This window comes from Microbacterium sp. NPDC089695 (genome assembly GCF_044749085.1).
GTDB lineage: Bacteria > Actinomycetota > Actinomycetes > Actinomycetales > Microbacteriaceae > Microbacterium.
The window spans coordinates 970,102-990,197 of sequence record NZ_JBIVHG010000001.1 but is presented as its reverse complement, the minus strand read 5'-3'; the positions used below and the strand labels follow the sequence as shown (position 1 = coordinate 990,197).

Below are 20,096 nucleotides of genomic sequence, written 5' to 3'. Positions count from 1 at the left end.
TCGGAGGACACCATGGGCATCTCGGACGACGCCGTCGAGATCCGCGCGCGCGGCTGGCGCACCCTCGCCGCACTGCACGGCATCATCGACACCGAACTGGAGCGCGCCCTCGGCGCCGCGGCCGGCCTCTCCGTCGTGGAGTACACCGTGCTCGACGCCCTCAGCCGACAGGACGGGTGGCACATGCGGATGCAGCAGCTCGCCCGCGCCGCGGCACTCAGCCCGAGCGCGACCACACGCCTCGTCACACGCCTCGAAGATCGCGGACTGCTCACCCGCATCCTGTGCGCCGACGACCGACGCGGCATCTACACCGAGCTCACACCGGCCGGTCGTGAGCTCTACGACCAGGCGCAGCCGATCCACGACGAGACCCTCGAGCGCACGCTCGGCGAGGCGGTGCTCCAGCCCGAGCTCGCGCCGGTCGTGCACGCGCTGCAGGGAGCATCCGTCGATGCCTGAGGCCGCGCGCATGAAGACGATCGGCGTGCTCGGCGGAATGAGCTGGGAGTCGTCGCTCGAGTGGTATCGGCTCGCGAACGAGCGCGTCCACGAGAAGCTCGGCGGGTACCACTCCGCGCGCATCATGCTCGACTCGGTCGACTTCGCCGAGGTCGAGGCGATGCAGGCGCGGGGCGACTGGGATGCCGCGGGCACGCTGCTCGCGGCACGGGCGCGCGCTCTCGAAGCCGCCGGCGCCGAGCTGCTCGTGCTGTGCACGAACACGATGCACCTGGTCGCCGACCGCATCGAGGATGCCGTCGGCATCCCGTTCCTGCACATCGCCGACGTCGCCGCGCAGGCCGTGTCCGCCGCAGGTCTCACGAAGGTCGGCCTGCTCGGCACCGCCTTCACGATGGAACAGCCGTTCTACCGGGAGAGGCTCGCCACGCACGGCATCGACGCCGTCGTGCCCGACGCCGCCGACCGCGCCCTCGTGCATGAGGTCATCTACGACGAGCTCGTGCACGGCAAGATCCGGGAAGAGTCGCGACAGCGCTACGCCGAGGTGATCGGGCGACTCGTCGAGCAGGGCGCCGAGGGTGTGATCCTCGGATGCACCGAGATCGAGCTGCTCGTCTCCGCGGCGGACTCCCCCGTTGCCGTCTTCCCGACCACCGCGCTGCACGTCGAGGTCGCGGTCGATCGCGCGCTCGCGCCGCACTGACTGTTCGGCTTCTGCGGCCGACGGGCGTCAGGCCGCGGGAGCGGCCGTGGAGGCGCGCACGATCAATTGCGAGGCGAGCGGCGGCACGTCGTCGATGTCGTCTCCCGCAAGCCGCTGCAGCAGCAGATCCACCGCGACGGTGCCGCTGCGGTCGATCGGCATGCGCACGGTCGTGAGGGCGGGGGTCACGGCGCCGGCGAGGTCGATGTCGTCGATCCCCACGATGCTGACGTCGGCAGGACACCGGCGGCCGAGCTCCAGCATCCCGGCCTCCAGGCCCAGGGCGACGAGGTCGTTGTAGGCGACCACCGCGGTCGCGCCGCTGGCCGCGGCGGGAGCCGCTGCGGCGCGCCCGCCCTGGATCGACGCGGCCTGATGACTGAGGCGCGTGAGGCGGATGCCGTGGCGCTCGCACGCGCGGGCGACCGTGTCGGCGCGACGCACGTCGGCCCAGGATCCGCGCGGACCCGAGGCGTACGCGATGTGGGTGTGACCGAGCGCCGCGAGGTGCTCGATCGCCTGCGCCGGGCCGTGCTCGGTGTCCATCACGACGCACACGGCGCCGTCGATCTGGCGGTTGACCACGACGCAGGGGGTGTCGCCGACGAGGTCGAGCACGTCGGCGTCGGGCAGTCGGGGCGAGCACAGCAGCATGCCGTCGAGCTTGCGCGCCTGCTCGATCTGCTCGCGTTCCCGACGGAGATCCTCGTCGGCGTCGAACACGACGATGCGGTGGCGGCCGTGCCACGCCTGCCCCTGGATCGCCTTCAACAGCGTGCCGTACACGGGGTTCGCGACATCGGGCAGCACGACGCCGAAGGTGCGCGTCGCGGTGGACGAGGACTGCGGACTCGCGTACCCGAGCTCGCTAGCGGCGTCGAGCACACGGTCGAGGGTGGCGGGCGCGAGCCGGTCGGGCTCGCCGAAGGCGCGGGACGCGGTCGCGATCGACACGCCCGCGTGCCGTGCCACGTCCGTCAGTGTCGCTGCCACGTCGCCCTCCGTCTTTCGTGCAATCCTATGGTCCCGCACCCCCATGTAAACGCGCTTGACAAGTTTGTACAACTGATACACACTGCTTACATGACGATCATCGCCGATCACCCCCGACCCGAGCGCGCAGGGATCCTGCACCTCGGACTCGGCAGCTTCCACCGCGCGCACCAGGCGGTGTACACCGCCGCGGCCCTCCAGGCCCAGGGCGGCGACTGGGGCATCATCGGCGTCGCCTCGCGGTCGCGCACGATCGTCGACGCTCTGCACGCGCAGGATCACCTCTACGCGGTCGCCACGATCTCCCCCGACACCACGACGCTGTCGGTCCCGGGGTCCCACACCGACTCCTTCGTCGGCGGCGACCACCCCGACCGCGTCGTCGCGCAGATCGCCGACGACGGCATCCGCATCGTCACCCTCACGGTCACCGAGAACGGCTACAGCTATTCGGCGGCCACGCAGCGCCTCGACCTCGACGACGAGACCGTGCGGGCCGATCTGCGCGGCGGATCGCCCCGCTCGACCATCGGCCAGCTCGCCCGCGGACTCCAGGCCCGCGCCGCCGGCGGGGCGCCGATCTCGATCCTGAGCTGCGACAACCTCGCCGCCAACGGCAAGCACACCGAGAAGCTCGTACGCGAGTTCCTGCAGGAGCTCCCAGGCGCCGAGGGCGCCGAGACGCTCGCCTACCTCGACCGCGCCGTCACGTTCCCGTCGAGCATGGTCGACCGCATCGTGCCCGCGACCACTCCCGAGCTGCGCACCCGCGTGGGATCGCTGCTCGGTGCACGCGACGACATCCCGGTGCCCGCCGAGCCGTTCACGATGTGGGCGATCGAAGACGCCTTCGCCGCAGGACGCCCGGCCTGGGAAGCCGGCGGCGCCGTGTTCACCGACGAGGTCGGCCGCTACGAGCAGATGAAGGTGCGCCTCCTGAACGGCACGCACTCGCTGCTCGCCTATCTCGGCGCGCTGAGCGGTGCGGCCACGATCCCCGCGGCCGTCGGCATCGAGCGCATCGAGCGCGCCGCCCGCGGCGTGCTGCGAGACGAGTACGAGCCGTCGATCGAGGTTCCGACCGGCGTCGACATCCGCGCCTACGAGAGCCAGCTCTTCGAGCGCTTCGCCAACTCGGCGCTCGGCCACCGCACGAGCCAGGTCGGCACCGACGGGTCGGTCAAGCTGCGCCAGCGCATCCCCGAGCCCGCCCTTCTCGCGCTCGGCCGCGGCGAGATGCCCCACCTCATCGCGCTCACGGTCGCCGGCTACCTCTCGTGCCTCGCGCCGCTGTCGGGCTTCGACCCCGGGCTCCACGCCGCCGCGATGACGGATGCCGCGCGCGAGCGCCTCGGCGCCCTCGCCGCGACCGCCCGCGACGGCCGTGAGCTCGCGCGTCGCGTGATCGCCGAGCTGCGGCTGTTCGGATCCGAGCTCGCGGAGCAGGATGCTTTCATCGACCGTGTCGGCGAGCTGACCGACACCATCCGGCGGCAGGGTGTCGATGCCGCGATCGACGACGCCGTGAATGCGACCGGCGCCCCCATGACGACAGCGACCCTGACGAAGGAGATGCAGCGATGAAGGCTCTCGCCATCCACGGCAAGGAGGACATCCGCTGGGAGGACCGCGAGGTCCCGACCCCCGGCGACGGCGAGGTCCGCCTGCGCGTGAACTACGTCGGCATCTGCGGATCCGACCTGCACTACTACTTCCACGGCGCCAACGGCGAGTACACGATCCGGGAGCCCCTGACCCCGGGTCACGAGCTGTCCGGCGTCGTCGATCTCGACCCGTCCGGCCGCCTGGCTCCCGGCACGCCCGTCACGGTGCACCCGGCCCGCTACGGCCCCTCCGTCCCCGGCCTCGAGGAGCGCCCGCACCTGCGCCCCGGCGGCGACTACTTCGGCAGCGCGGCCGCGAACCCGCACCGCCAGGGCGGGGCCTCCGAGTACCTGCTCGTCGAAGACCACATGATCCGCGTGCTCCCGGCATCCCTGCCCCTCGAGCGCGCCGCGCTCGCCGAGCCGCTGGCGGTCGCGATCCACGCCGTGAGCCTCGCGGGCGATCTCACCGGGAAGCGCGCCCTCGTGATCGGCGCCGGGCCGATCGGTCTGCTCGTCGTCGCGGCCGCCGCGCACGCGGGAGCGTCCGCCGTCGGTGCGAGCGACGTGCGCGAAGAGCCGCTGACGCGTGCGCAGTCGCTCGGCGCCACCGAGGTCGCGCTCGTCGGGCGCGACGCGATCGACGACGAGTCGTACGACGTCGTGTTCGAGTGCTCGGGGGTGGGCGTCGCCCTGACCCAGGCGGTCCGCGCCGCGCGCCGCGCCGGCACGGTCGTGCAGGTCGGCATGCTCGCGAACGCCGAGATCGGCGTGAACCTCGCGCCCATGCTCGCGAAGGAGCTCACGATCCGCGGCGCGTTCCGCTTCTCGACCGAGATCGACGACGCCGTGCGCATGCTGGCCGAGTCCGACGCCCTCGACTCCGTCATCTCCCACGTCCTCCCGGCATCCGACGCCGTCCAGGCCTTCGAGCTCGCCCGCGACTCGTCGGCCTCGGCCAAGGTCCTGCTGTCCCTCTAGCACCACCCCCGCGCCCCCGCGCACACCACCCGTTCCTGGTCCGAAGGAGTACCTCCCATGTCAGACACCCAGACGACGGCGGCAGCCGCCGCCGATCCCACCGCGAAGAGGTCGGTGAAGGACCTCGTCCGCGCCGCGATCTCCGGCTGGCTCGGCACCGCTCTCGAGTTCATGGACTACCAGCTGTACTCGCTGGCAGCCGCGCTCGTGTTCGCCGACCTGTTCTTCTCTTCCGAGAACCCCGCCGTGGCGGTCGTCGCCGCGATGGCGACCTACGGCGTCGGCTACGTCGCCCGCCCGATCGGCGCGTTCTTCTTCGCACGCCTCGGCGACAAGACCGGTCGCACCAAGGTGCTCTTCTACACGATCCTCCTGATGGGCCTCGCGACCACGCTCATCGGCGTGCTGCCGACGTACTCGCAGGTGGGCATCCTCGCCCCGATCCTGCTCGTGGTGCTCCGCATCGCGCAGGGCTTCGGAGCCGGCGCCGAGATCTCCGGCGCGGGCGTCATGCTCGCGGAGTACGCCCCGGCCAAGCGACGCGGCATCATCGCCTCGCTCGTCGCCCTCGGCACCAACTGCGGCACGCTGCTCGCCTCGGCGATCTGGGCCATCCTCCTCGTCGCGTACAGCGAAGACGAGGTCATCGCGTGGGCATGGCGCATCCCGTTCATCGCCAGCGCCGTCATCATGCTCTTCGCGATCTGGGTGCGCTTCAACCTCAAGGAGACCCCGGTCTTCGAGGAGCGCGACGACGTCGTCGACGGCAAGGCCCTGTCGCGCCAGGAGACGATCCAGCTCGCGACCGAGACCGGCGACGTGCGCACCCTCGAGGCCATGCAGCGCAAGCCCATCAAGGCGTTCATCATCGCGCTGCTGCTGCGCTTCGGCCAGGCCGGCAACTCCGGCATGATCCAGACGTACCTCATCAGCTACATCACCGTGGTGCTGCTGCTCGACAAGAGCATCGGTGTCAACGCGGTCATCGTGTCGTCGCTCGTCGCCTTCATCACGGTGCCGCTCTCGGGCTGGCTCGGCGACCGCTTCGGCCGCAAGCGCATGTACATGGTGTGGGCCGTCGTCGCCCTGATCGTGATCGTCCCGACCATGCTCATGATCAGCAGCAAGGACACGCTGCAGGTGTTCGTCGGCTACGTCGTGCTGCACAACCTCGCGGTGATGAGCTTCGCCTCGCTCGAGAACCTGACGCTGCCCGAGATCTTCGGCGCCCGCAACCGGTACACGTACACGGCCATGGCCCGCGAGATCGCGGCGATCGTCGCGACCGGCGCCGGCCCCGTGATCGCCGCCGCGTGGGTGTCGGCCGTGACCGGCTCGTTCATCCCGATCATCATCATGCTCGTGTTCTTCACGCTGTGCGCGCTCGTGGCGTCGATCATCATGCCCGAGGTGGCCGGTCGCGACCTCACCGACCCGCGCGACGCGGTCTGACCGCACCCGACCATCTCGACCAGGGGCGCGGCCGACCCGAACGGCCGCGCCCCACCACCTCCGCCTCCACCACCTCCAGGAGTAGACCATGACCATCGAGCTCGCCGACGTCATCATCACCAGCCCGGGGCGCAACTTCGTCACGCTCAAGATCACGACCTCCGACGGCATCGTCGGATGGGGCGATGCGACCCTGAACGGCCGCGAGCTCGCCGTCGCGTCGTACCTCTCCGACCACCTCGCCTCGATGCTGATCGGCCGCGACGAAGACCGCATCGAAGACACCTGGCAGTACCTCTACCGCGGGGCGTACTGGCGCCGCGGCCCGGTGACCATGGCCGCGATCGCCGCGGTCGACATGGCCCTGTGGGACATCAAGGCCAAGAAGGCCGGGATGCCGCTGTACCAGCTGCTCGGCGGAGCGAGCCGGGAGGGCGTGCGCGTCTACGCACACGCCTCCGGCACCGACTACGCCGCCCTCAAGAACGCGATCGCCGGCTACGAGGAGCTCGGCTACACGGCCGTGCGCGTGCAGACCGGTGTGCCCGGACTGGGCCAGATCTACGGCGTCTCCTCCTCCGGCCCCGGCGTGCGCTACGACTACGAGCCCGCCAAGCGCTCGGGAGCCCGCCCCAGCGAGGAGACCTGGGACACGCGCAACTACCTCAACCACATGCCCGGGATCTTCGCGCAGATCCGCGAGGACTTCGGCACCGACCTCCGCATCCTGCACGACGGTCACCACCGGATGACGCCCATCGAGGCCGCCCGCTTCGCCAAGGAGGTCGAGCCCTACGACCTGTTCTGGCTCGAGGACTGCACCCCCGGCGAGGACCAGAGCGCGCTGCGTCTCGTGCGCCAGCACTCCACGACGCCGCTCGCGATCGGCGAGATCTTCAACTCGGTGTACGACTACCAGACGCTCATCACCGAGCGCCTGATCGACTACGTGCGCTCGGCGGTCACCCACACCGGCGGCATCACGGCGATGAAGAAGCTGCTCGACTTCGCCGCGATCTACGGCATCAAGTCCGGCATCCACGGTCCGACCGACATCTCGCCGGTCGGCATGGCCGCCGCCCTGCACCTCGACCTCGCGATCCACAACTTCGGCATCCAGGAGTACATGCCGCACAACGAGCAGACGCTCGAGGTGTTCCAGACGTCGTTCACGTTCGACAAGGGCTTCCTGCACCCCGGCGAGACGCCGGGTCTGGGCGTCGATCTCGACGAGACCGCGGCGGCCGGCCACGAGTACACCAAGGCGTACCTGCCGGTGAACCGCCTGCTCGATGGAACCGTGCATGACTGGTGATCAGGCGCCGAACGCGATCGGCGAGCGATGACCCCGGCGACGTCCTCGCCGTCGGTCGTGACGCTCGGCGAGACCATGGCCCTGGTGCGTGCGACCGAGATCGGCTCGCTGCGTCACACCGCTGATCTCGCTCTCGGCATCGGCGGCGCCGAGAGCAACGTCGCGATCGGACTCGCCCGTCTCGGCGTCGCGACCTCCTGGCTGGGCCGCGTCGGCGACGATTCGCTCGGCGAACGGGTCGTGCGGGAGATCCGCAGCGAGCGCGTCGACGTGCGCGCCGTGCTCGACCCGGATGCCGCGACCGGCCTCATGGTCAAGGAGCGCCCGTCAGCGGCATCCACCGCCGTGCACTACTACCGTGCCGGGTCGGCCGGGTCGCGACTGCGGCCGGCCGATCTGCCCGAGCGCTGGGTCGAGTCGGCCGCGCTGCTGCACGTCACAGGCATCACTCCCCTGTTGTCGGAGTCGGCGACGGATGCCGTGCACACCGCGATCGACAGCGCGCGAGCTGCCGGCATCCGCGTCTCGTTCGATGTGAACTACCGGTCGAAGCTCGCCGCACCCGCGGTCGCGGGCCCGATCCTGCGCGCGATCGCCGAGCGCGCCGACATCGTGTTCGGCGGCGAGGACGAGTTCTCGATCCTGTATCCCGAGGCGTCAGCGGCCGAGGCCGCGGCGCGGCTGAGGGACGCCGGATGCGCGACGACCGTCGTGAAGCTCGGCCCTGCGGGCGCCGCGGTCGTCACGGCCGACGAGGTGGTCGAGGCGGAGGGTTTCCGCATCGCCGCCCTCGACACGGTCGGCGCGGGTGACGCGTTCGTCGCCGGCTACCTCAGCGGACTGCTCGAGGGACTCGCGACCGACGAGATCCTGCGCCGGGCGAACGCCTGCGGAGCCATGGCCTGCCTGGTCCCCGGCGACTGGGAGGCCGCGCCCACGCGCCGCGACCTCGACCGGTTCCTTGCGGGCGATGCCGCCGACCCCGTGCGGCGCTGAGCGCACGGGTGCCTTGGCGGGAGTGAGAACGCTGTCGCGCGCGCGGAGCCACCCGAAGGCGCGTAGCCTCGATGTATGCCGAAGACCGTCGTGACTCCGCCCGCGGTCGCCGATATTCCGGGATCTCAGTCAGGCGGGATCCGGATGTTCGCGGATGCCGCCCTGAACCTGCGCCCGGTCGCACTCGTGTACCGAGTCATCGCCCTCGCCGTCATCCTCACGGGCATCGTGCGCAATGCCGACCTGCTCACCGGCGCACCCGACTGGACGAGCTTCCTCTACTTCACGATGGTCAGTGACCTGATCTGCCTCGGGTGGATGCTGCTGCTCGTCGTCAGCACGGGGCGTGACCTGCGTCGCAGCGGGCCGGCCGGCACCTCGACGCCGAGCGCCCGCTGGGGCGGCGCCGTCATGATGGCGATCACCGTGACGATGCTGATCTACGTCGTCGTGCTGGTGCCGACGCGCATCGACGCCGGTGACACGGACATCTATTCGCTCACCGACACGCTCATCCACATCGTGACGCCGGCGCTGATCATCCTCGACTGGCTGCTCTTCGTGCCCAAGGATGCGTTCCGCTGGGTCGACCCGTTGCTGTGGACGCTGATCCCGTTCGCCTACCTCGGCTGGTCACTGGTCTACGGCGCACTCGGCGGCGAGTTCGTCGGCGGCGACCGGTATCCGTATCCGTTCCTCGACGTCGACACGCTCGGCGTCGGCGGCGTGCTCACCTGGATCGCCGCCCTCACGGTCGCGCTCGTCGCGGTCGGCTACGTCTACGTCGTGGTCGACCGCGTGCTCGGACGCCTCGCGCGCCGCGAGCGCTGACCGGCCCATCTGCAGGATCGGGGCACGCCTGCGGGCCTGATCACCGGCATCCGTCCTGCATCCGTGCCCGGGTCCTGCAGATGTGCCCCGGGACCCGTCTTGACCCCGAACCCGCGTCAGTTGATGATCTCGGCCCGCGGGTCGGAGTGCAGAGCCGAGAGCTTCTCGCGCCAGTCGGCCAGCGCCTCGGGCGACAGCCGCGTCCAGTCGAGCACCTCGCGCACGACCCGAAGCGGCTCGGTGCTGCGGTACGACCGGGTCGGGTTGCCGGGGAACTTCTTGTCGGTCACGTTCGGATCGTTCTCGAAGTCGCCCGTCGGCTCGACCTCGTAGACCCGCGGCTCCCGGTCGCCCGGAGCGAGCTCGGCCGCAAGTCCGGCCCCGTTGTGCAACGCCGTGAAGTAGATGTGGTTCATCACGATCTCCGGTCGGTAATTCGACCGGAATCCGGCGGTCAGCAGCTCGCCGGGCTGCAGATCCGCCTTGGTGCCGTGGAAGAAGGGGCCGTCGTCCAGTGCATCCGTCACCGGGTCAGCGTACTGCGCGGCCCGCGCGGACAGTAGCCCTCAATCGCCCGGCGCGAGATCGCCCTGGCCGTCGTCGCCGAGTTCGGCGTCGAGCGGCTCCTCACCCTGCGTCTCCGGCTGCTCGGCATCCGATCGTGCCGTGTCGGTGGGGAACGTCTGGTCCGGCTCGTCCACGCGCGGGATGCCTTGCATCTCCGGCTCGAAGCTGTTCGCGAATGCGTCGATGTTGGTCATGATGTCCTCCTCGATCGTCCGAGACACCATGGTCGCGCACTCGCGGCACCGCGCGCAGGGCGGTTGACAGCCGCCCTGCGCGCGGGTACCCGCTACTTGATCGACCCCCGCGTGACGCCGGAGATGACCCAGCGCTGCGAGAAGATGTAGACGATCAGCAGCGGTGCCATCGCCATCAGATACGACGCGAACGCCACCGTGTAGTCGGTGTTGTACTGGCCCTGCAGCACGTACTGCGCGAGCGGCAGGGTCCGTGCGCCCGGATCGGTCAGCACCACGAGCGGCAGGATGAAGTCGTTCCACGCCCACACGCACGTGAGGATGCCGACCGTCGCGTTCATGGGGGTCAGGAGCGGGAAGATCACCTGCCAGAACACCCGCCACGTCGAGGCGCCGTCCATGCGGGCGGCCTCTTCGAGCTCGATCGGGATCGATCGGATGTACGCCGAGTAGATGAACACGTTCAGCGACAGACCGTAGATCGTGTACAGGAGGATCACGCCGACCTGGTTGTCGAGACCGAGCAGGGCCGTCTGCTTGACCAGCGGCAGCATGATGATCGGGAACGGGATGAACAGCGCGGCGAGCAGGTAGTAGAAAACGCCCTTGAAGAACGGCCGATGCATGTTGCGCGCGAGCGCGTAGGCGGCGATCGAGCTCGTGAACATCGTGAAGACGACGGATCCGACCGTGATGAGCGCGGTGTTCATGAGCGCCTGCGGGAACTGCGTGCGCTCCCAGGCCACGCCGAAGTTCGCCCAGTTCACGGGATTCGGCCACTCGAACCCGGTGCCGCCGACGAGCTGGTCGGGCGTCTTCAGCGCGACGACGACCGCGAGGTAGAGCGGGATCAGCACCGTCAGCGCGCACACGGCGATGACGGCCGTGGCCCACCAGTTGGTGCGGCGGGTGTCTCCGTCATCGGAGCCGGAGCTGCGGCGACGGCGACGGGACGGGACGACGATCGCGGCGGTCGACGGCGCGATCTGCGGTGTGGTCGTGGTGGACATCAGACATCCGCCTCTCGGCGCTGGAGGACTCGGAACTGCAGGAGGGAGACGACCGTGATGACGATGAAGAAGATCACCGCGTTGGCCGTCTGATAGGCGAACTCGCCGCCCGCGTAACCGCCCTTGAAGATGAGCATCGTGACCGATTCGGTCGACGTGCCGGGCCCGCCGTTGGTCAGCGCCACGATCGGATCGAACACCTGCAGGTAGCCCTTGAGGCTCAGCACGACGTTGATCGTGAAGAACGCGCTGATCAGCGGGAACGTGATCGACCAGAACTGCCGCCAGGTCGATGCGCCGTCGAGCGATGCGGCCTCGTACAGCTCCGACGGGATCGTCTGCAGACCCGACAGGTAGATGATGATCGTGAATGCGCAGCCCTGCCAGACCGCGAGCGCGACGATGGCCGTCCACGCCCAGTCGGGGTTCGACAGGATGTTGTCGGCGAACAGCGGGATGCCGGGGAACAGCCGCGGCAGCGAGTTCGTGAACAGGTACTGGAAGACGTAGCCGATCACGAGCATCGCCAGCACGTAGGGCACGAAGTAGACGCCGCGGAAGAAGTTGCGGGCCTTGATCTTGGCGTTCAGGCCCATCGCGATCGCGAGCGAGATCGCGTTCGTGAGCACGGTCGCCGCGATCGCGAACAGGAACGAGAACCCGTAGGCGCCCCACACCCGGTCGTCCTTGAAGAGGTTGAGGTAGTTCGAGATGCCGACGAAGTTCCAGTCGCCGTAGCCGGCGTAGTTCGTGAAGCTGAAGAACACGCCCACGAGCATGGGGACGGTGTGGAACGCCGCGAAGGCGATCACGCACGGCCAGATCATCCAGTAGTACGCGGAGAGCGCGCGGCGCGACGAGGTGCGGGTGCGGTCGGCGCGCGGCCGGCGTCCACCGCCGGTGCTCGACGACCTGACGGCTTCGGTGAGAGTGCTCATGTCAGTCCTCCGTCACGGGGATCGTGCGGGCGGCGATCTTGCGCCACTCGTTGTCGAGAGTGGCGAGCGTCGCGTTAGCGTCGCCCGTGAAGATCGACTCCTGCACGAACTCCGCCAGCGGGATTCCGGGAGGGATCTGGTGGTCGAGGAAGCCGGTGATGCGACCCTCGTCGAAGTACGGCTTGACCGACTGCAGCGACAGGTCGTCGCTGAGCTGCGCGCCCTCGACCGAAGGGATCATGTTCTGCGAGGCGGCGAACTCCTCGATGATGTCGGGCCGGAACATGAACTCGATGAACCGCAGGGCCTCCTCGCGGTGCGGGGTGTCGCGGCCCATCGTGACCGTGACGTCGACACCGGAGACGATCATGCGGTCGTCGGCCGCGTCGGTCGGATACGGGAAGATCGCCGCGTTGATGTCGGGGTTGACCTGCTTGATGCCGTTCACGGCCCAGATGCCCTGCAGCAGCATGGCGGCCTCGCCGCGCGCGAACGCCGCGTTGCCGTCGTCGTAGGTCGCGCCGCGATAGCCGTCCTGCGCGTAGGAGTAGAGCTGCAGCTCGCGGTCGAGGGGCTCCTGGAAGTCCTGCTCGAACGACACGGGCGCGTCCGGCCCCACGTCCTCGCCCTCGGAGCGCATCTCGTCGAAGAACCCGTCCTGCACCGCGTAGGCGCCGAGCCCGTTGAACGACGGCACCGAGGTCCACGAATCGGCGAGCGTCGCGTAGATCGGCTGGATGCCGGCATCCTTCAGCTGCTCGCACGCGGCGATGAGCTCGTCCCACGTCTCGGGCACCTCGATGCCCTGCTCGGCGAAGATGTCGGCGTTGTAGATGATGCCGTTCGCGTTGTTCACGTAGCCGAGGCTGTTGACCTCGCCCTGCTTGTTGCCGAGGTCGGCGAGGATGTCCTGCACCGCCGGATTGATGGTGTCGAGCACGGGCTCGTCGGAGAAGTCGTAGAAGACGCCGGCCTGCGCGAGGCGCCCGAAGTTGCCGTTGCCGTTCAGGGTGATGACGTCGGGCGCCTTGTCCTTCACGAGCAGCGTGCGGATGATCGTGTCGGCGTCGGCGACCTGGTTCTGCACCACCCGGATGTCGGGGTTCTCGGCCTCGAACTTCTCGATGATCGCGTCGAAGTCCTCGCGGGCCTCGCCCTTGAACTGGAAGAAGTTCAGTGTGGTGACGCCCGAATCGGGCCCCGCCGCACAGCCTCCCAGCGTCGCCGCGAGGGCCACGACGGTCGCTGCCGCCAGACCTCCACGGAGCGGGTGGATGGATCTCATGTCTGCGCCTCCTTGCGCGAGGGAACGGCGGGGCCGTTCGGGATCGGAGCGTCCTCAGGACTCCCTGGTGAGTTCGACGACGGTCAGGCGGCCGGGATGCTGCACGGGTGGCCGCACGCCGACGACCGCGAGCTGGCGTCCGGTGAGGGCGACGCCGTGCTCGGCCCACTGCAGCGGAGACTGTGCGGCGTCGGGGCGCGATCCCGCGGGTGCCGCGACGTTCAGTCGGTACACCGCGTCGGGGGTCAGCCCGGGGAAACGGACGCGTCCGGCCGGGTAGGCCTTCGTCGTCGCGGTCTGCGTGATGGTGAAGACGGCCTCGTCGGCGTCGGGCGAGATGACGCCGCGCACATCGATGCCGGCATCCGTGCCGTCGACGTGCACGACCCGGCCCGTGGCGACGAGCGGACGCAGACGCTTGGCGTAGGCGACCCAGGCGCGGATGCGCTCGCGGTCGTCGGGGGTCTCGGCGCTGATGTCGCGTTCGATGCCGAAGTGGCCGATCATCGCGATGCCGGCGCTGAGATCGAGGTCGGCCGTGCGTCCGGTCGAGTGCACGACGTCGCTCGTGAGGTGCGCGCCCATGAGCTCCGGCGGCACAAGGAGTCCGGTGTAGCGCTGGATGTCGAGGCGCTCGAGCGGGTCGATGCAGTCACTGGTCCAGATGCGGTCGGTGCGGTCGAGGATGCCGAGGTCGACGCGCGCCCCGCCGGACGCACAGCTCTCGATCTCGAGTCCGGGGTGCTGGGCCTTGAGCTCGTCGATCAGCCGGTACACCGCGAGAGTGTGCGCGTGCACGTGCGAGCCCGCTCCGGGTCCGCCGCCGGCCTCGACGAGGTCGCGGTTGTGGTCCCACTTCAGGTAGGCGATCGGGTACTCGTCGAGCAGGGCGTGCAGTCGCGCGACGATGTACGCGTACGCCTCGGGGTGCGACAGGTCGAGCACCTGCTGCTGGCGCGCGACAGGAGGCAGGTCGACGCGCGAGCGGAGGATCCAGTCGGGATGCTCGCGCGCGACGTCGCTGTCGGGGTTCACCATCTCCGGCTCGACCCACAGGCCGAACTCCATGCCGAGTCCGCGCACGTGGTCGACGAGCGGATGCAGGCCCCGCGGCCACACGGAGGTGTCGACCTGCCAGTCGCCGAGGCCGGCGGTGTCGTCGCGGCGGCCGAGGAACCAGCCGTCGTCGAGCACGAAGCGCTCCACGCCCACCTCGGCGGCGGCATCGGCGAGCGCGGTGAGGCGGTCGAGGTCGTGGTCGAAGTACACGGCCTCCCACGTGTTGAGCGTGATGGGCCGGGGGCGTCGGGGGTGCTGCGGGCGCGCGCGGAGCTCGTCGTGGAACCGGTGCGAGAGCTCGTCGAGCCCGTCACCCCAGGAGCCGATGACCCAGGGCGTCGTGACGGCCGCGCCGGGTTCGAGCACGATCTCGCCCGGGCCGTAGAACTCGCCTCCCGCGAGGATCCCCTCGCCGGTGGGCACGCGCTCGACGAGCGTGGTGTGGCTGCCGCTCCAGGCGACGTGGATGCCGTGCACGCGGCCGCTCTCGAAGCCGAAGCCGGGGCGGCCGGCGGTGAGCAACAGGGTCGCGTCGGCGCCGGGGCGCCCGCGGCGGGATTCGCGGACGTAGGTGCCGAAGGTGGCGTCGTGACGCTGCGGCGAGCGCTCGCGCAGGTGGCGGCCGGTCGTGTCGAGGATCTCCGTCGCGTCCCACGGCAGCGGGAACGCCGCGGTGAGCCGCTGCACGGTGTAGTCGCTGGATCCGCTGTTGCGCAGCGTGAGGCGCTGGCGGAACAGACCGGAGGCGCCGAGTGCGAGCTCGACCGTGGCGGCGAGGCGGCTCTCGTCGTCGACGAGTGAGAAGCGGGCGCTGTCGGCTGTGGCGTCGGTGGCGGCGAGGTGCCAGCGCGCAGAGACGCCGGTGCCCGAGCGGTGGCCTTCGAGGCCGGGGGTGCCGAGCCAGCCGTGGCCAGGGGTCGGGAGCACCGACAGCACCGGCGTCACATCGAGTCCTCCGGAGACGCGCTGCGGGGCGGCGGCGAGCGCGAGCCCCTGCAGCGCCTCGGCCGATGCGTCGCCGAGGTCTTCTCCCCAGTGCACGATCACGGGCGGGGAGGCGAGGTCGATCACGACACTCGTGCCGCCTCGACGCAGGTGCAGGACGTCTCGGGTGCGGGCGCTGTCGGCGCCGACGGCGGCGGTGCTCACATCGTTGGAATGCATGAATTAGTTTTACCACGGAAATAAAGAGAGCGTCAAGAGGGATGCGATCCGCGATTATCGACCGGATATCTGCCAGGATGGAAGCAATAGGAGGAACATGAACACCGGCACCGAAGCGACCATCGCCAGGACCGTCCTCATCCACGGCCCCATCTCGCGCTCCGCCCTGGCCGTGCGCCTCGGTCTCTCGCCGGCCAGCCTCACGCGGCTCACCAAACCGTCGGTCGACCGCGGCATCCTCATCGAGCTCGACGACGTCGTCGACGGTGTCGGCCGCCCCTCCCGCCCCCTCGACGTCTCGCGGTCGATGGGCACGTTCCTCGGCGTCAAGCTCACGGGCGACGACGCGCACGTGGTGCTCACCGACGTCCGCGCACAATTGCTGGGTGAAGTCGTCGTGCCGCTGACGTCGCACGACCCGAGCGCCGTCGTCGCGGCCGTCGTCTCCGGGCGCGACCGGCTCTCCCCCGCCGTCGCCCCGCTCGCCGGCATCGGCATCAGCATCGGCGGCCAGACCGACGACGGCACCGCGGTGTGGGCGCCCTTCCTCGGCTGGGAGTCGGTGCCGATCGGCGCGCTGGTCGCCGAGGCGACGGGGATCCCCGTGCGCGTCGAGAACGACATCCTCGCCCTCGCCGAGGCCGAGCGATGGTTCGGCGTCGGGCGCGGGCTCGACGGGTTCGCCGTCATCACGATCGGCGCCGGCGTCGGCTACGGCCTCATCGCGCACGGCGAAGTGATCCGCACCCCTGACGCGGGCGTCGGGCTCGGCGGGCACATCCCGCTGGAGCCGCACGGACCGCTGTGCCAGGAGGGACACCGCGGATGCTCGCAGGCGATGCTGACGTCGGGGTCGATCGCCGCGCAGGCCTCCGCCGCCCTGCAGCGGCCGGTGACCTACGACGAGGTGCTCGACCTCGCCGCCGCCGGCGACCCCGCCGCCTCCGCGGTCGTCGACGCGAGCGCGCGCGCCCTCGGCCGGCTGATCGCGCTCTCGGCCAACCTCACGCTGCACGCCGACATCGTGCTCGCCGGCGAGGGCATGCGTCTGTTCGCCCTCGCGGAAGACGTCGTGCGTGCCGCGATCGTCGAAGGACGCGACCCGCGCGCCTCCGCCGTGCGCCTGCACGTCGACGAAGGCGGGTTCACCGCATGGGCGCGCGGCGCCGCCGCCGTCGCCATCCAGGACGCCTTCGATCGCCTCTGAGTCGCGGCTCTTCGCACCCTCCTCACCTCCCATGAGAGCATCGTGTCGGAACCGACACGGGAGGAAGACGGATGCTCGAGGCAGCTGACAGCGTGAGGCTCGGCCGTTCCGGCCTGAAGATCTCGAAGGTGGTGCTCGGATGCATGAGCTTCGGCGCCCCCGACCGCGGCACGCACCCGTGGTCGCTCGACGAGGAGGCGAGCCGGCCGCTGATCCGGCAGGCGCTCGAGGCCGGGATCACGACCTTCGACACAGCGGATGTCTACTCCGACGGCACGAGCGAGGAGATCGTCGGGCGAGCGCTGAACGACTTCGCGAACCGGGACGAGATCGTGATCGCGACCAAGGTGCACGGACGCATGGGTCCGGGCGCCAACCAGGCGGGGCTCAGCCGTGCGCACATCCTCTCCGGCATCGACGCGAGCCTGCGGCGGCTCGGCACCGACCACGTCGACCTGTACCAGATCCACCGGTGGGACCCCGAGACGCCCGTCGAGGAGACCATGGAAGCGCTGCACGACGTGGTGCGGTCGGGCAAGGCCCGGTATATCGGGGCGTCGTCGATGTGGACCTGGCAGTTCGCGACCGCACAGCACGTCGCCGCGCAGAACGGCTGGACCCGCTTCGTGTCGATGCAGGATCAGTACAACCTGCTGCAGCGCGAGGAGGAGCGCGAGATGCACCCGTACTGCCTCGACTCCGGCGTGGGCGTGCTGCCGTGGTCGCCGCTCGCCCGCGGCAAGCTGACCCGCGACTGGGACGAGACGACCGACCGCACCAAGACCGACGCCTTCGGGTCGACGCTGTACCAGCGCGAGGAGGAGTCGAACCGCGCGATCGTCGACGCCGTCGCGCGGGTCGCGCATGGCCGCGGCGTCTCCCGCGCGCAGATCGCCCTCGCCTGGGTCGCCCAGCAGTCGTCGGTCACCGCGCCGATCGTCGGAGCCACTCGCGCGCAGCACATCGACGACGCGGTCGCTGCCGCCGGCATCCGCCTGGAGGAGCGCGAGCTCGAGACCCTGCAGAGCGCCTACACGCCCCGCGCGCCCGAGGGGTTCTGAGTGTCTCTGTTCACGGGCCTGAGCGCCTTCCCCCTCACCCCGCTCGTCGACGACGTGATCGACGAGCGGGCGTTCGCAGGGCTGATCGAGCGCCTCGTCGACGCCGAGGTCGACTCGATCACCGCCCTGGGATCGACGGGCTCCTACGCCTTTCTGTCGCTCGCCGAGCGCGCGCGAGTCGCACGCCTCGCGGTCGAGCAGGCGGGATCCGTGCCGGTGCTCGTGGGGATCGGCGCTCTGCGCACCTCCGACGTGCTGCGGGCGGCGGAGGATGCGCAGGATGCCGGGGCCGCCGGCCTGCTGCTCGCACCCGTCTCGTACCAGGCGCTGACCGCCGACGACGTGTTCGGTCTCTACGAGGAGGTGTCGGCCGCCGTCGACCTGCCGATCGTGGTCTACGACAACCCCGGCACCACCCACTTCGCGTTCACGGATGAGCTGTACGCGGCGGTCGCTCGCCTTCCCCGTGTCGCCTCTATCAAAGTACCGCCGCTGTCGGCCGATCCGACCGCGGCGAGCGCGCGGCTGCAGGCGCTCCGCGCACTCGTTCCCGCCGACGTCACGATCGGCGTCTCGGGCGACGTCCGGGCCGCGGGGGGACTGAACGCGGGCGCCGACGCCTGGTACTCCGTGATCGCCGGCACGCTGCCCGCTCCCGCGGTCGCGATCTCGCGGGCTGCGCAGTCGGGCGATGCGGATGCCGCGACCGCCCTCGCGGCACGACTCGCACCGCTGTGGGCGCTGTTCGACGAGCACGGGAGCCTGCGTGTCACGGCGGCGGTCGCCGAGGAGCTGGGCCTGGTCCGCGCGCCGAGCCTGCCGCGCCCGATCCGCGGCCTCGATGCCACCGCCCGCGACGCCGTTCGCAGCGCGCTGACCGCACTCGGGGTGTGAGCGCACTGATCGGAACTCCCGACTACGCGACCCGCATCCTGTTCCACGCAATCGGCGGCATCGTCCACTGATCCGACGCCGCGACGTGCGGTGATCCGTGGATGATGGCATCCTCGGCAGCTCGGGCTGCCGGGATCGAGCCGGCCTCGCGCGCATGACATGGACGTTCAGCGGGGCCGGCTCCACCACTCCCGGCAGGGATGGCGTCAGACCGCCTCGAACGAACCCGCGGCCGCGCGGACGGCGTCCTCCGGAGACGCGCCGTCGGCGATCGACACGGCGATCGCCGCGATGCGGTGACTCGCCAGACCGTCGCCGTAGGGCGACGGAGCACGGAGCTCTTCCGCGTCGTCGCGTGGGCGGAGAGCGATCTCGGCAGCGTCCGCGATGCTCATATCCGGCGTGACGAGGCGCGCGAAGCCCGCGTCGATCGACTCCGGCCGTTCGGTGCTGCGTCGCACGACGAGAAGCGGCGTACGCAGCACCGTGCACTCCTCCTGGAGGCCTCCCGAATCGGAGACCAGGAGGCGCGCGGACCGCGCAAGGCGCAGGAACTCGTGGTGGGCGACCGAGTCGACGACGGTGAGCCGCTCTGTGTGGTGCTCGAGACCGAACCGGCGCATCGCGGCCCGCGTGCGGGGATGCGCCACGAAGCGCACGGGAAGCGGGATCGCGGCGAGGCCGCGGAGGACCCGGTCGAGCGCCTCCGCCGTGTCGGTGTTCTCGGGCCGATGGATCGTGGCGAGAACGAAGTCACCGCCGTCGTGCGACCGAGTCGATGGGTCGCCGCCGAGAGAGTCGGCCAACTCGAGTGACGCTGCCGTTGCTTCGACGATCGTGTTCCCCGTCAGGGCTATACGTTCGGGAGCCACGCCCTCCGCCCGGAGGTTGTCGACGTTGTACGGGGTGGCTGCGCAGTGCACGTCGGCGATGACGCCGGCCACGAGCCGATTGATCTCCTCGGGCATGCCGCGGTCGTGGGATCGTAGGCCGGCCTCGACGTGGATCACGGGGATCCCCGCATAGTTCGCGGCCTGCGCCCCCGCCGAGACGGAGTTCGTGTCGCCCTGCACGATCACGGCCTTCGGGCGATCACGCCGGAACTCCTCCGCCAGCGCCTGCATGCACGTGGCGATCTGGGTCGAGCGATCGTGACCGCCGACTCCCTCCAGGACCACGTCAGGCCCGGGGAGGCCCAGGTGCTTCTGCACCTGGCCGGAGAGCTCGTCGTCGAAGTGCTGTCCGGTGTGGATGAGGCGAGCGCGGTCGCCGAGGAGGCGGACGATATGGGCGAGCTTGATCATCTCGGGGCGCGTGCCCATGATGATGGCGATGTCGGAATCGATCATTCGATCTCCTTCGGGGTCTGGGGGTGAG

The 20,096-nt window shown here is 70.2% G+C and carries 19 protein-coding genes; 11 read left to right on the top strand and 8 right to left on the bottom strand.

The genetic code is table 11. The annotated features are described in order from the left end of the window. The first annotated feature begins 12 nt into the window (after positions 1-12). Together ACIPYT_RS04925 and ACIPYT_RS04920 are read left to right on the top strand one after the other, a co-directional pair. The gene (locus ACIPYT_RS04925) at positions 13-462 is read left to right on the top strand and encodes a MarR family winged helix-turn-helix transcriptional regulator (protein WP_401071195.1); all 450 of its coding nucleotides are present in this window, start codon (positions 13-15) and stop codon (positions 460-462) included. Next, entirely contained in the window at positions 455-1,168 is a 714-nt protein-coding gene (locus tag ACIPYT_RS04920; RefSeq protein ID WP_401071193.1) for an aspartate/glutamate racemase family protein, read from the top strand. Before ACIPYT_RS04925 ends, ACIPYT_RS04920 begins: the two co-directional genes overlap by 8 nt. Positions 1,169-1,195: 27 nt before the next feature. Here the strand turns inward: ACIPYT_RS04920 and ACIPYT_RS04915 are convergent, their stop codons facing one another. After that, positions 1,196-2,161: a LacI family DNA-binding transcriptional regulator gene (locus ACIPYT_RS04915; protein WP_401071191.1), complete on the bottom strand. Its 966-nt coding sequence runs from the start codon at positions 2,159-2,161 to the stop codon at positions 1,196-1,198. Positions 2,162-2,251: 90 nt separating this feature from the next. On the opposite strand from ACIPYT_RS04915, the gene ACIPYT_RS04910 reads away from it, so the two are divergent. From ACIPYT_RS04910 to ACIPYT_RS04885, 6 genes are all read left to right on the top strand, one after another. Further along, on the top strand, positions 2,252-3,745 hold the full coding sequence (locus tag ACIPYT_RS04910; protein WP_401071190.1) for a mannitol dehydrogenase family protein: 1,494 nt from the start codon (positions 2,252-2,254) through the stop codon (positions 3,743-3,745). After that, positions 3,742-4,746: an L-idonate 5-dehydrogenase gene (locus tag ACIPYT_RS04905; protein WP_401071188.1), complete on the top strand. Its 1,005-nt coding sequence runs from the start codon at positions 3,742-3,744 to the stop codon at positions 4,744-4,746. The genes ACIPYT_RS04910 and ACIPYT_RS04905 overlap by 4 nt, the downstream gene beginning before the upstream one ends. Before the next feature lie 57 nt (positions 4,747-4,803). After that, entirely contained in the window at positions 4,804-6,198 is a 1,395-nt protein-coding gene (locus ACIPYT_RS04900; protein WP_401071186.1) for an MFS transporter, read from the top strand. A gap of 88 nt (positions 6,199-6,286) precedes the next feature. Beyond that, positions 6,287-7,513, top strand: coding sequence for a D-mannonate dehydratase ManD (manD, locus tag ACIPYT_RS04895; RefSeq protein WP_401071184.1), 1,227 nt, complete (start codon positions 6,287-6,289; stop codon positions 7,511-7,513). Positions 7,514-7,540: 27 nt separating this feature from the next. Continuing rightward, positions 7,541-8,509 carry a sugar kinase gene (locus ACIPYT_RS04890; protein ID WP_401071182.1) on the top strand — a complete coding sequence of 323 codons (969 nt, stop codon included), beginning with the start codon at positions 7,541-7,543 and terminating at the stop codon, positions 8,507-8,509. Between the two features lie 75 nt (positions 8,510-8,584). Then, positions 8,585-9,340, top strand: a complete 756-nt coding sequence (locus ACIPYT_RS04885) for a Pr6Pr family membrane protein (protein ID WP_401071180.1) — start codon at positions 8,585-8,587, stop codon at positions 9,338-9,340. A 116-nt stretch (positions 9,341-9,456) separates the two neighbouring features. On the opposite strand, the gene arr is transcribed toward ACIPYT_RS04885, so the two are convergent. The 6 genes from arr to ACIPYT_RS04855 form a co-directional block, all read right to left on the bottom strand. Next, a complete protein-coding gene (gene arr / locus ACIPYT_RS04880) occupies positions 9,457-9,867 on the bottom strand; it encodes an NAD(+)--rifampin ADP-ribosyltransferase (protein WP_401071179.1) in 411 nt (136 codons plus the stop codon). A gap of 39 nt (positions 9,868-9,906) precedes the next feature. Continuing rightward, the gene (locus tag ACIPYT_RS04875) at positions 9,907-10,101 is read right to left on the bottom strand and encodes a hypothetical protein (RefSeq protein ID WP_401071177.1); all 195 of its coding nucleotides are present in this window, start codon (positions 10,099-10,101) and stop codon (positions 9,907-9,909) included. 92 nt (positions 10,102-10,193) lie between these two features. After that, positions 10,194-11,111, bottom strand: a complete 918-nt coding sequence (locus ACIPYT_RS04870; RefSeq protein ID WP_401071175.1) for a carbohydrate ABC transporter permease — start codon at positions 11,109-11,111, stop codon at positions 10,194-10,196. After that, positions 11,111-12,049, bottom strand: a complete 939-nt coding sequence (locus tag ACIPYT_RS04865; RefSeq protein ID WP_401071173.1) for a carbohydrate ABC transporter permease — start codon at positions 12,047-12,049, stop codon at positions 11,111-11,113. The genes ACIPYT_RS04870 and ACIPYT_RS04865 overlap by 1 nt, the downstream gene beginning before the upstream one ends. Before the next feature lies 1 nt (position 12,050). Beyond that, the gene (locus ACIPYT_RS04860; protein ID WP_401071172.1) at positions 12,051-13,334 is read right to left on the bottom strand and encodes an ABC transporter substrate-binding protein; all 1,284 of its coding nucleotides are present in this window, start codon (positions 13,332-13,334) and stop codon (positions 12,051-12,053) included. 54 nt (positions 13,335-13,388) lie between these two features. Then, the gene (locus tag ACIPYT_RS04855) at positions 13,389-15,557 is read right to left on the bottom strand and encodes an alpha-galactosidase (protein ID WP_401071170.1); all 2,169 of its coding nucleotides are present in this window, start codon (positions 15,555-15,557) and stop codon (positions 13,389-13,391) included. Between the two features lie 97 nt (positions 15,558-15,654). On the opposite strand from ACIPYT_RS04855, the gene ACIPYT_RS04850 reads away from it, so the two are divergent. From ACIPYT_RS04850 to ACIPYT_RS04840, 3 genes are all read left to right on the top strand, one after another. Continuing rightward, positions 15,655-16,764, top strand: coding sequence for an ROK family protein (locus ACIPYT_RS04850; RefSeq protein WP_401071168.1), 1,110 nt, complete (start codon positions 15,655-15,657; stop codon positions 16,762-16,764). A 71-nt stretch (positions 16,765-16,835) separates the two neighbouring features. Further along, positions 16,836-17,825, top strand: a complete 990-nt coding sequence (locus tag ACIPYT_RS04845) for an aldo/keto reductase (RefSeq protein WP_401071166.1) — start codon at positions 16,836-16,838, stop codon at positions 17,823-17,825. A gap of 6 nt (positions 17,826-17,831) precedes the next feature. Then, positions 17,832-18,719 carry a dihydrodipicolinate synthase family protein gene (locus ACIPYT_RS04840; protein WP_401074745.1) on the top strand — a complete coding sequence of 296 codons (888 nt, stop codon included), beginning with the start codon at positions 17,832-17,834 and terminating at the stop codon, positions 18,717-18,719. 206 nt (positions 18,720-18,925) lie between these two features. Here the strand turns inward: ACIPYT_RS04840 and wecB are convergent, their stop codons facing one another. Beyond that, positions 18,926-20,068 carry a non-hydrolyzing UDP-N-acetylglucosamine 2-epimerase gene (wecB, locus tag ACIPYT_RS04835; RefSeq protein ID WP_401071165.1) on the bottom strand — a complete coding sequence of 381 codons (1,143 nt, stop codon included), beginning with the start codon at positions 20,066-20,068 and terminating at the stop codon, positions 18,926-18,928. Between the last annotated feature and the right edge of the window lie 28 nt (positions 20,069-20,096).

Bases quoted from the DNA above. Each gene is read 5' to 3' on its own strand.
- ACIPYT_RS04870 (WP_401071175.1), bottom strand. From the start codon at position 11,111: ATGTCCACCACGACCACACCGCAGATCGCGCCGTCGACCGCCGCGATC.
- wecB (WP_401071165.1), bottom strand. From the start codon at position 20,068: ATGATCGATTCCGACATCGCCATCATCATGGGCACGCGCCCCGAGATG.
- ACIPYT_RS04905 (WP_401071188.1), top strand. From the start codon at position 3,742: ATGAAGGCTCTCGCCATCCACGGCAAGGAGGACATCCGCTGGGAGGAC.
- ACIPYT_RS04845 (WP_401071166.1), top strand. From the start codon at position 16,836: ATGCTCGAGGCAGCTGACAGCGTGAGGCTCGGCCGTTCCGGCCTGAAG.
- ACIPYT_RS04925 (WP_401071195.1), top strand. From the start codon at position 13: ATGGGCATCTCGGACGACGCCGTCGAGATCCGCGCGCGCGGCTGGCGC.
- ACIPYT_RS04850 (WP_401071168.1), top strand. From the start codon at position 15,655: ATGAACACCGGCACCGAAGCGACCATCGCCAGGACCGTCCTCATCCAC.
- ACIPYT_RS04860 (WP_401071172.1), bottom strand. From the start codon at position 13,334: ATGAGATCCATCCACCCGCTCCGTGGAGGTCTGGCGGCAGCGACCGTC.
- ACIPYT_RS04890 (WP_401071182.1), top strand. From the start codon at position 7,541: ATGACCCCGGCGACGTCCTCGCCGTCGGTCGTGACGCTCGGCGAGACC.
- ACIPYT_RS04855 (WP_401071170.1), bottom strand. From the start codon at position 15,557: ATGCATTCCAACGATGTGAGCACCGCCGCCGTCGGCGCCGACAGCGCC.
- ACIPYT_RS04920 (WP_401071193.1), top strand. From the start codon at position 455: ATGCCTGAGGCCGCGCGCATGAAGACGATCGGCGTGCTCGGCGGAATG.
- manD (WP_401071184.1), top strand. From the start codon at position 6,287: ATGACCATCGAGCTCGCCGACGTCATCATCACCAGCCCGGGGCGCAAC.
- ACIPYT_RS04910 (WP_401071190.1), top strand. From the start codon at position 2,252: ATGACGATCATCGCCGATCACCCCCGACCCGAGCGCGCAGGGATCCTG.
- ACIPYT_RS04865 (WP_401071173.1), bottom strand. From the start codon at position 12,049: ATGAGCACTCTCACCGAAGCCGTCAGGTCGTCGAGCACCGGCGGTGGA.
- ACIPYT_RS04885 (WP_401071180.1), top strand. From the start codon at position 8,585: ATGCCGAAGACCGTCGTGACTCCGCCCGCGGTCGCCGATATTCCGGGA.
- ACIPYT_RS04875 (WP_401071177.1), bottom strand. From the start codon at position 10,101: ATGACCAACATCGACGCATTCGCGAACAGCTTCGAGCCGGAGATGCAA.
- ACIPYT_RS04900 (WP_401071186.1), top strand. From the start codon at position 4,804: ATGTCAGACACCCAGACGACGGCGGCAGCCGCCGCCGATCCCACCGCG.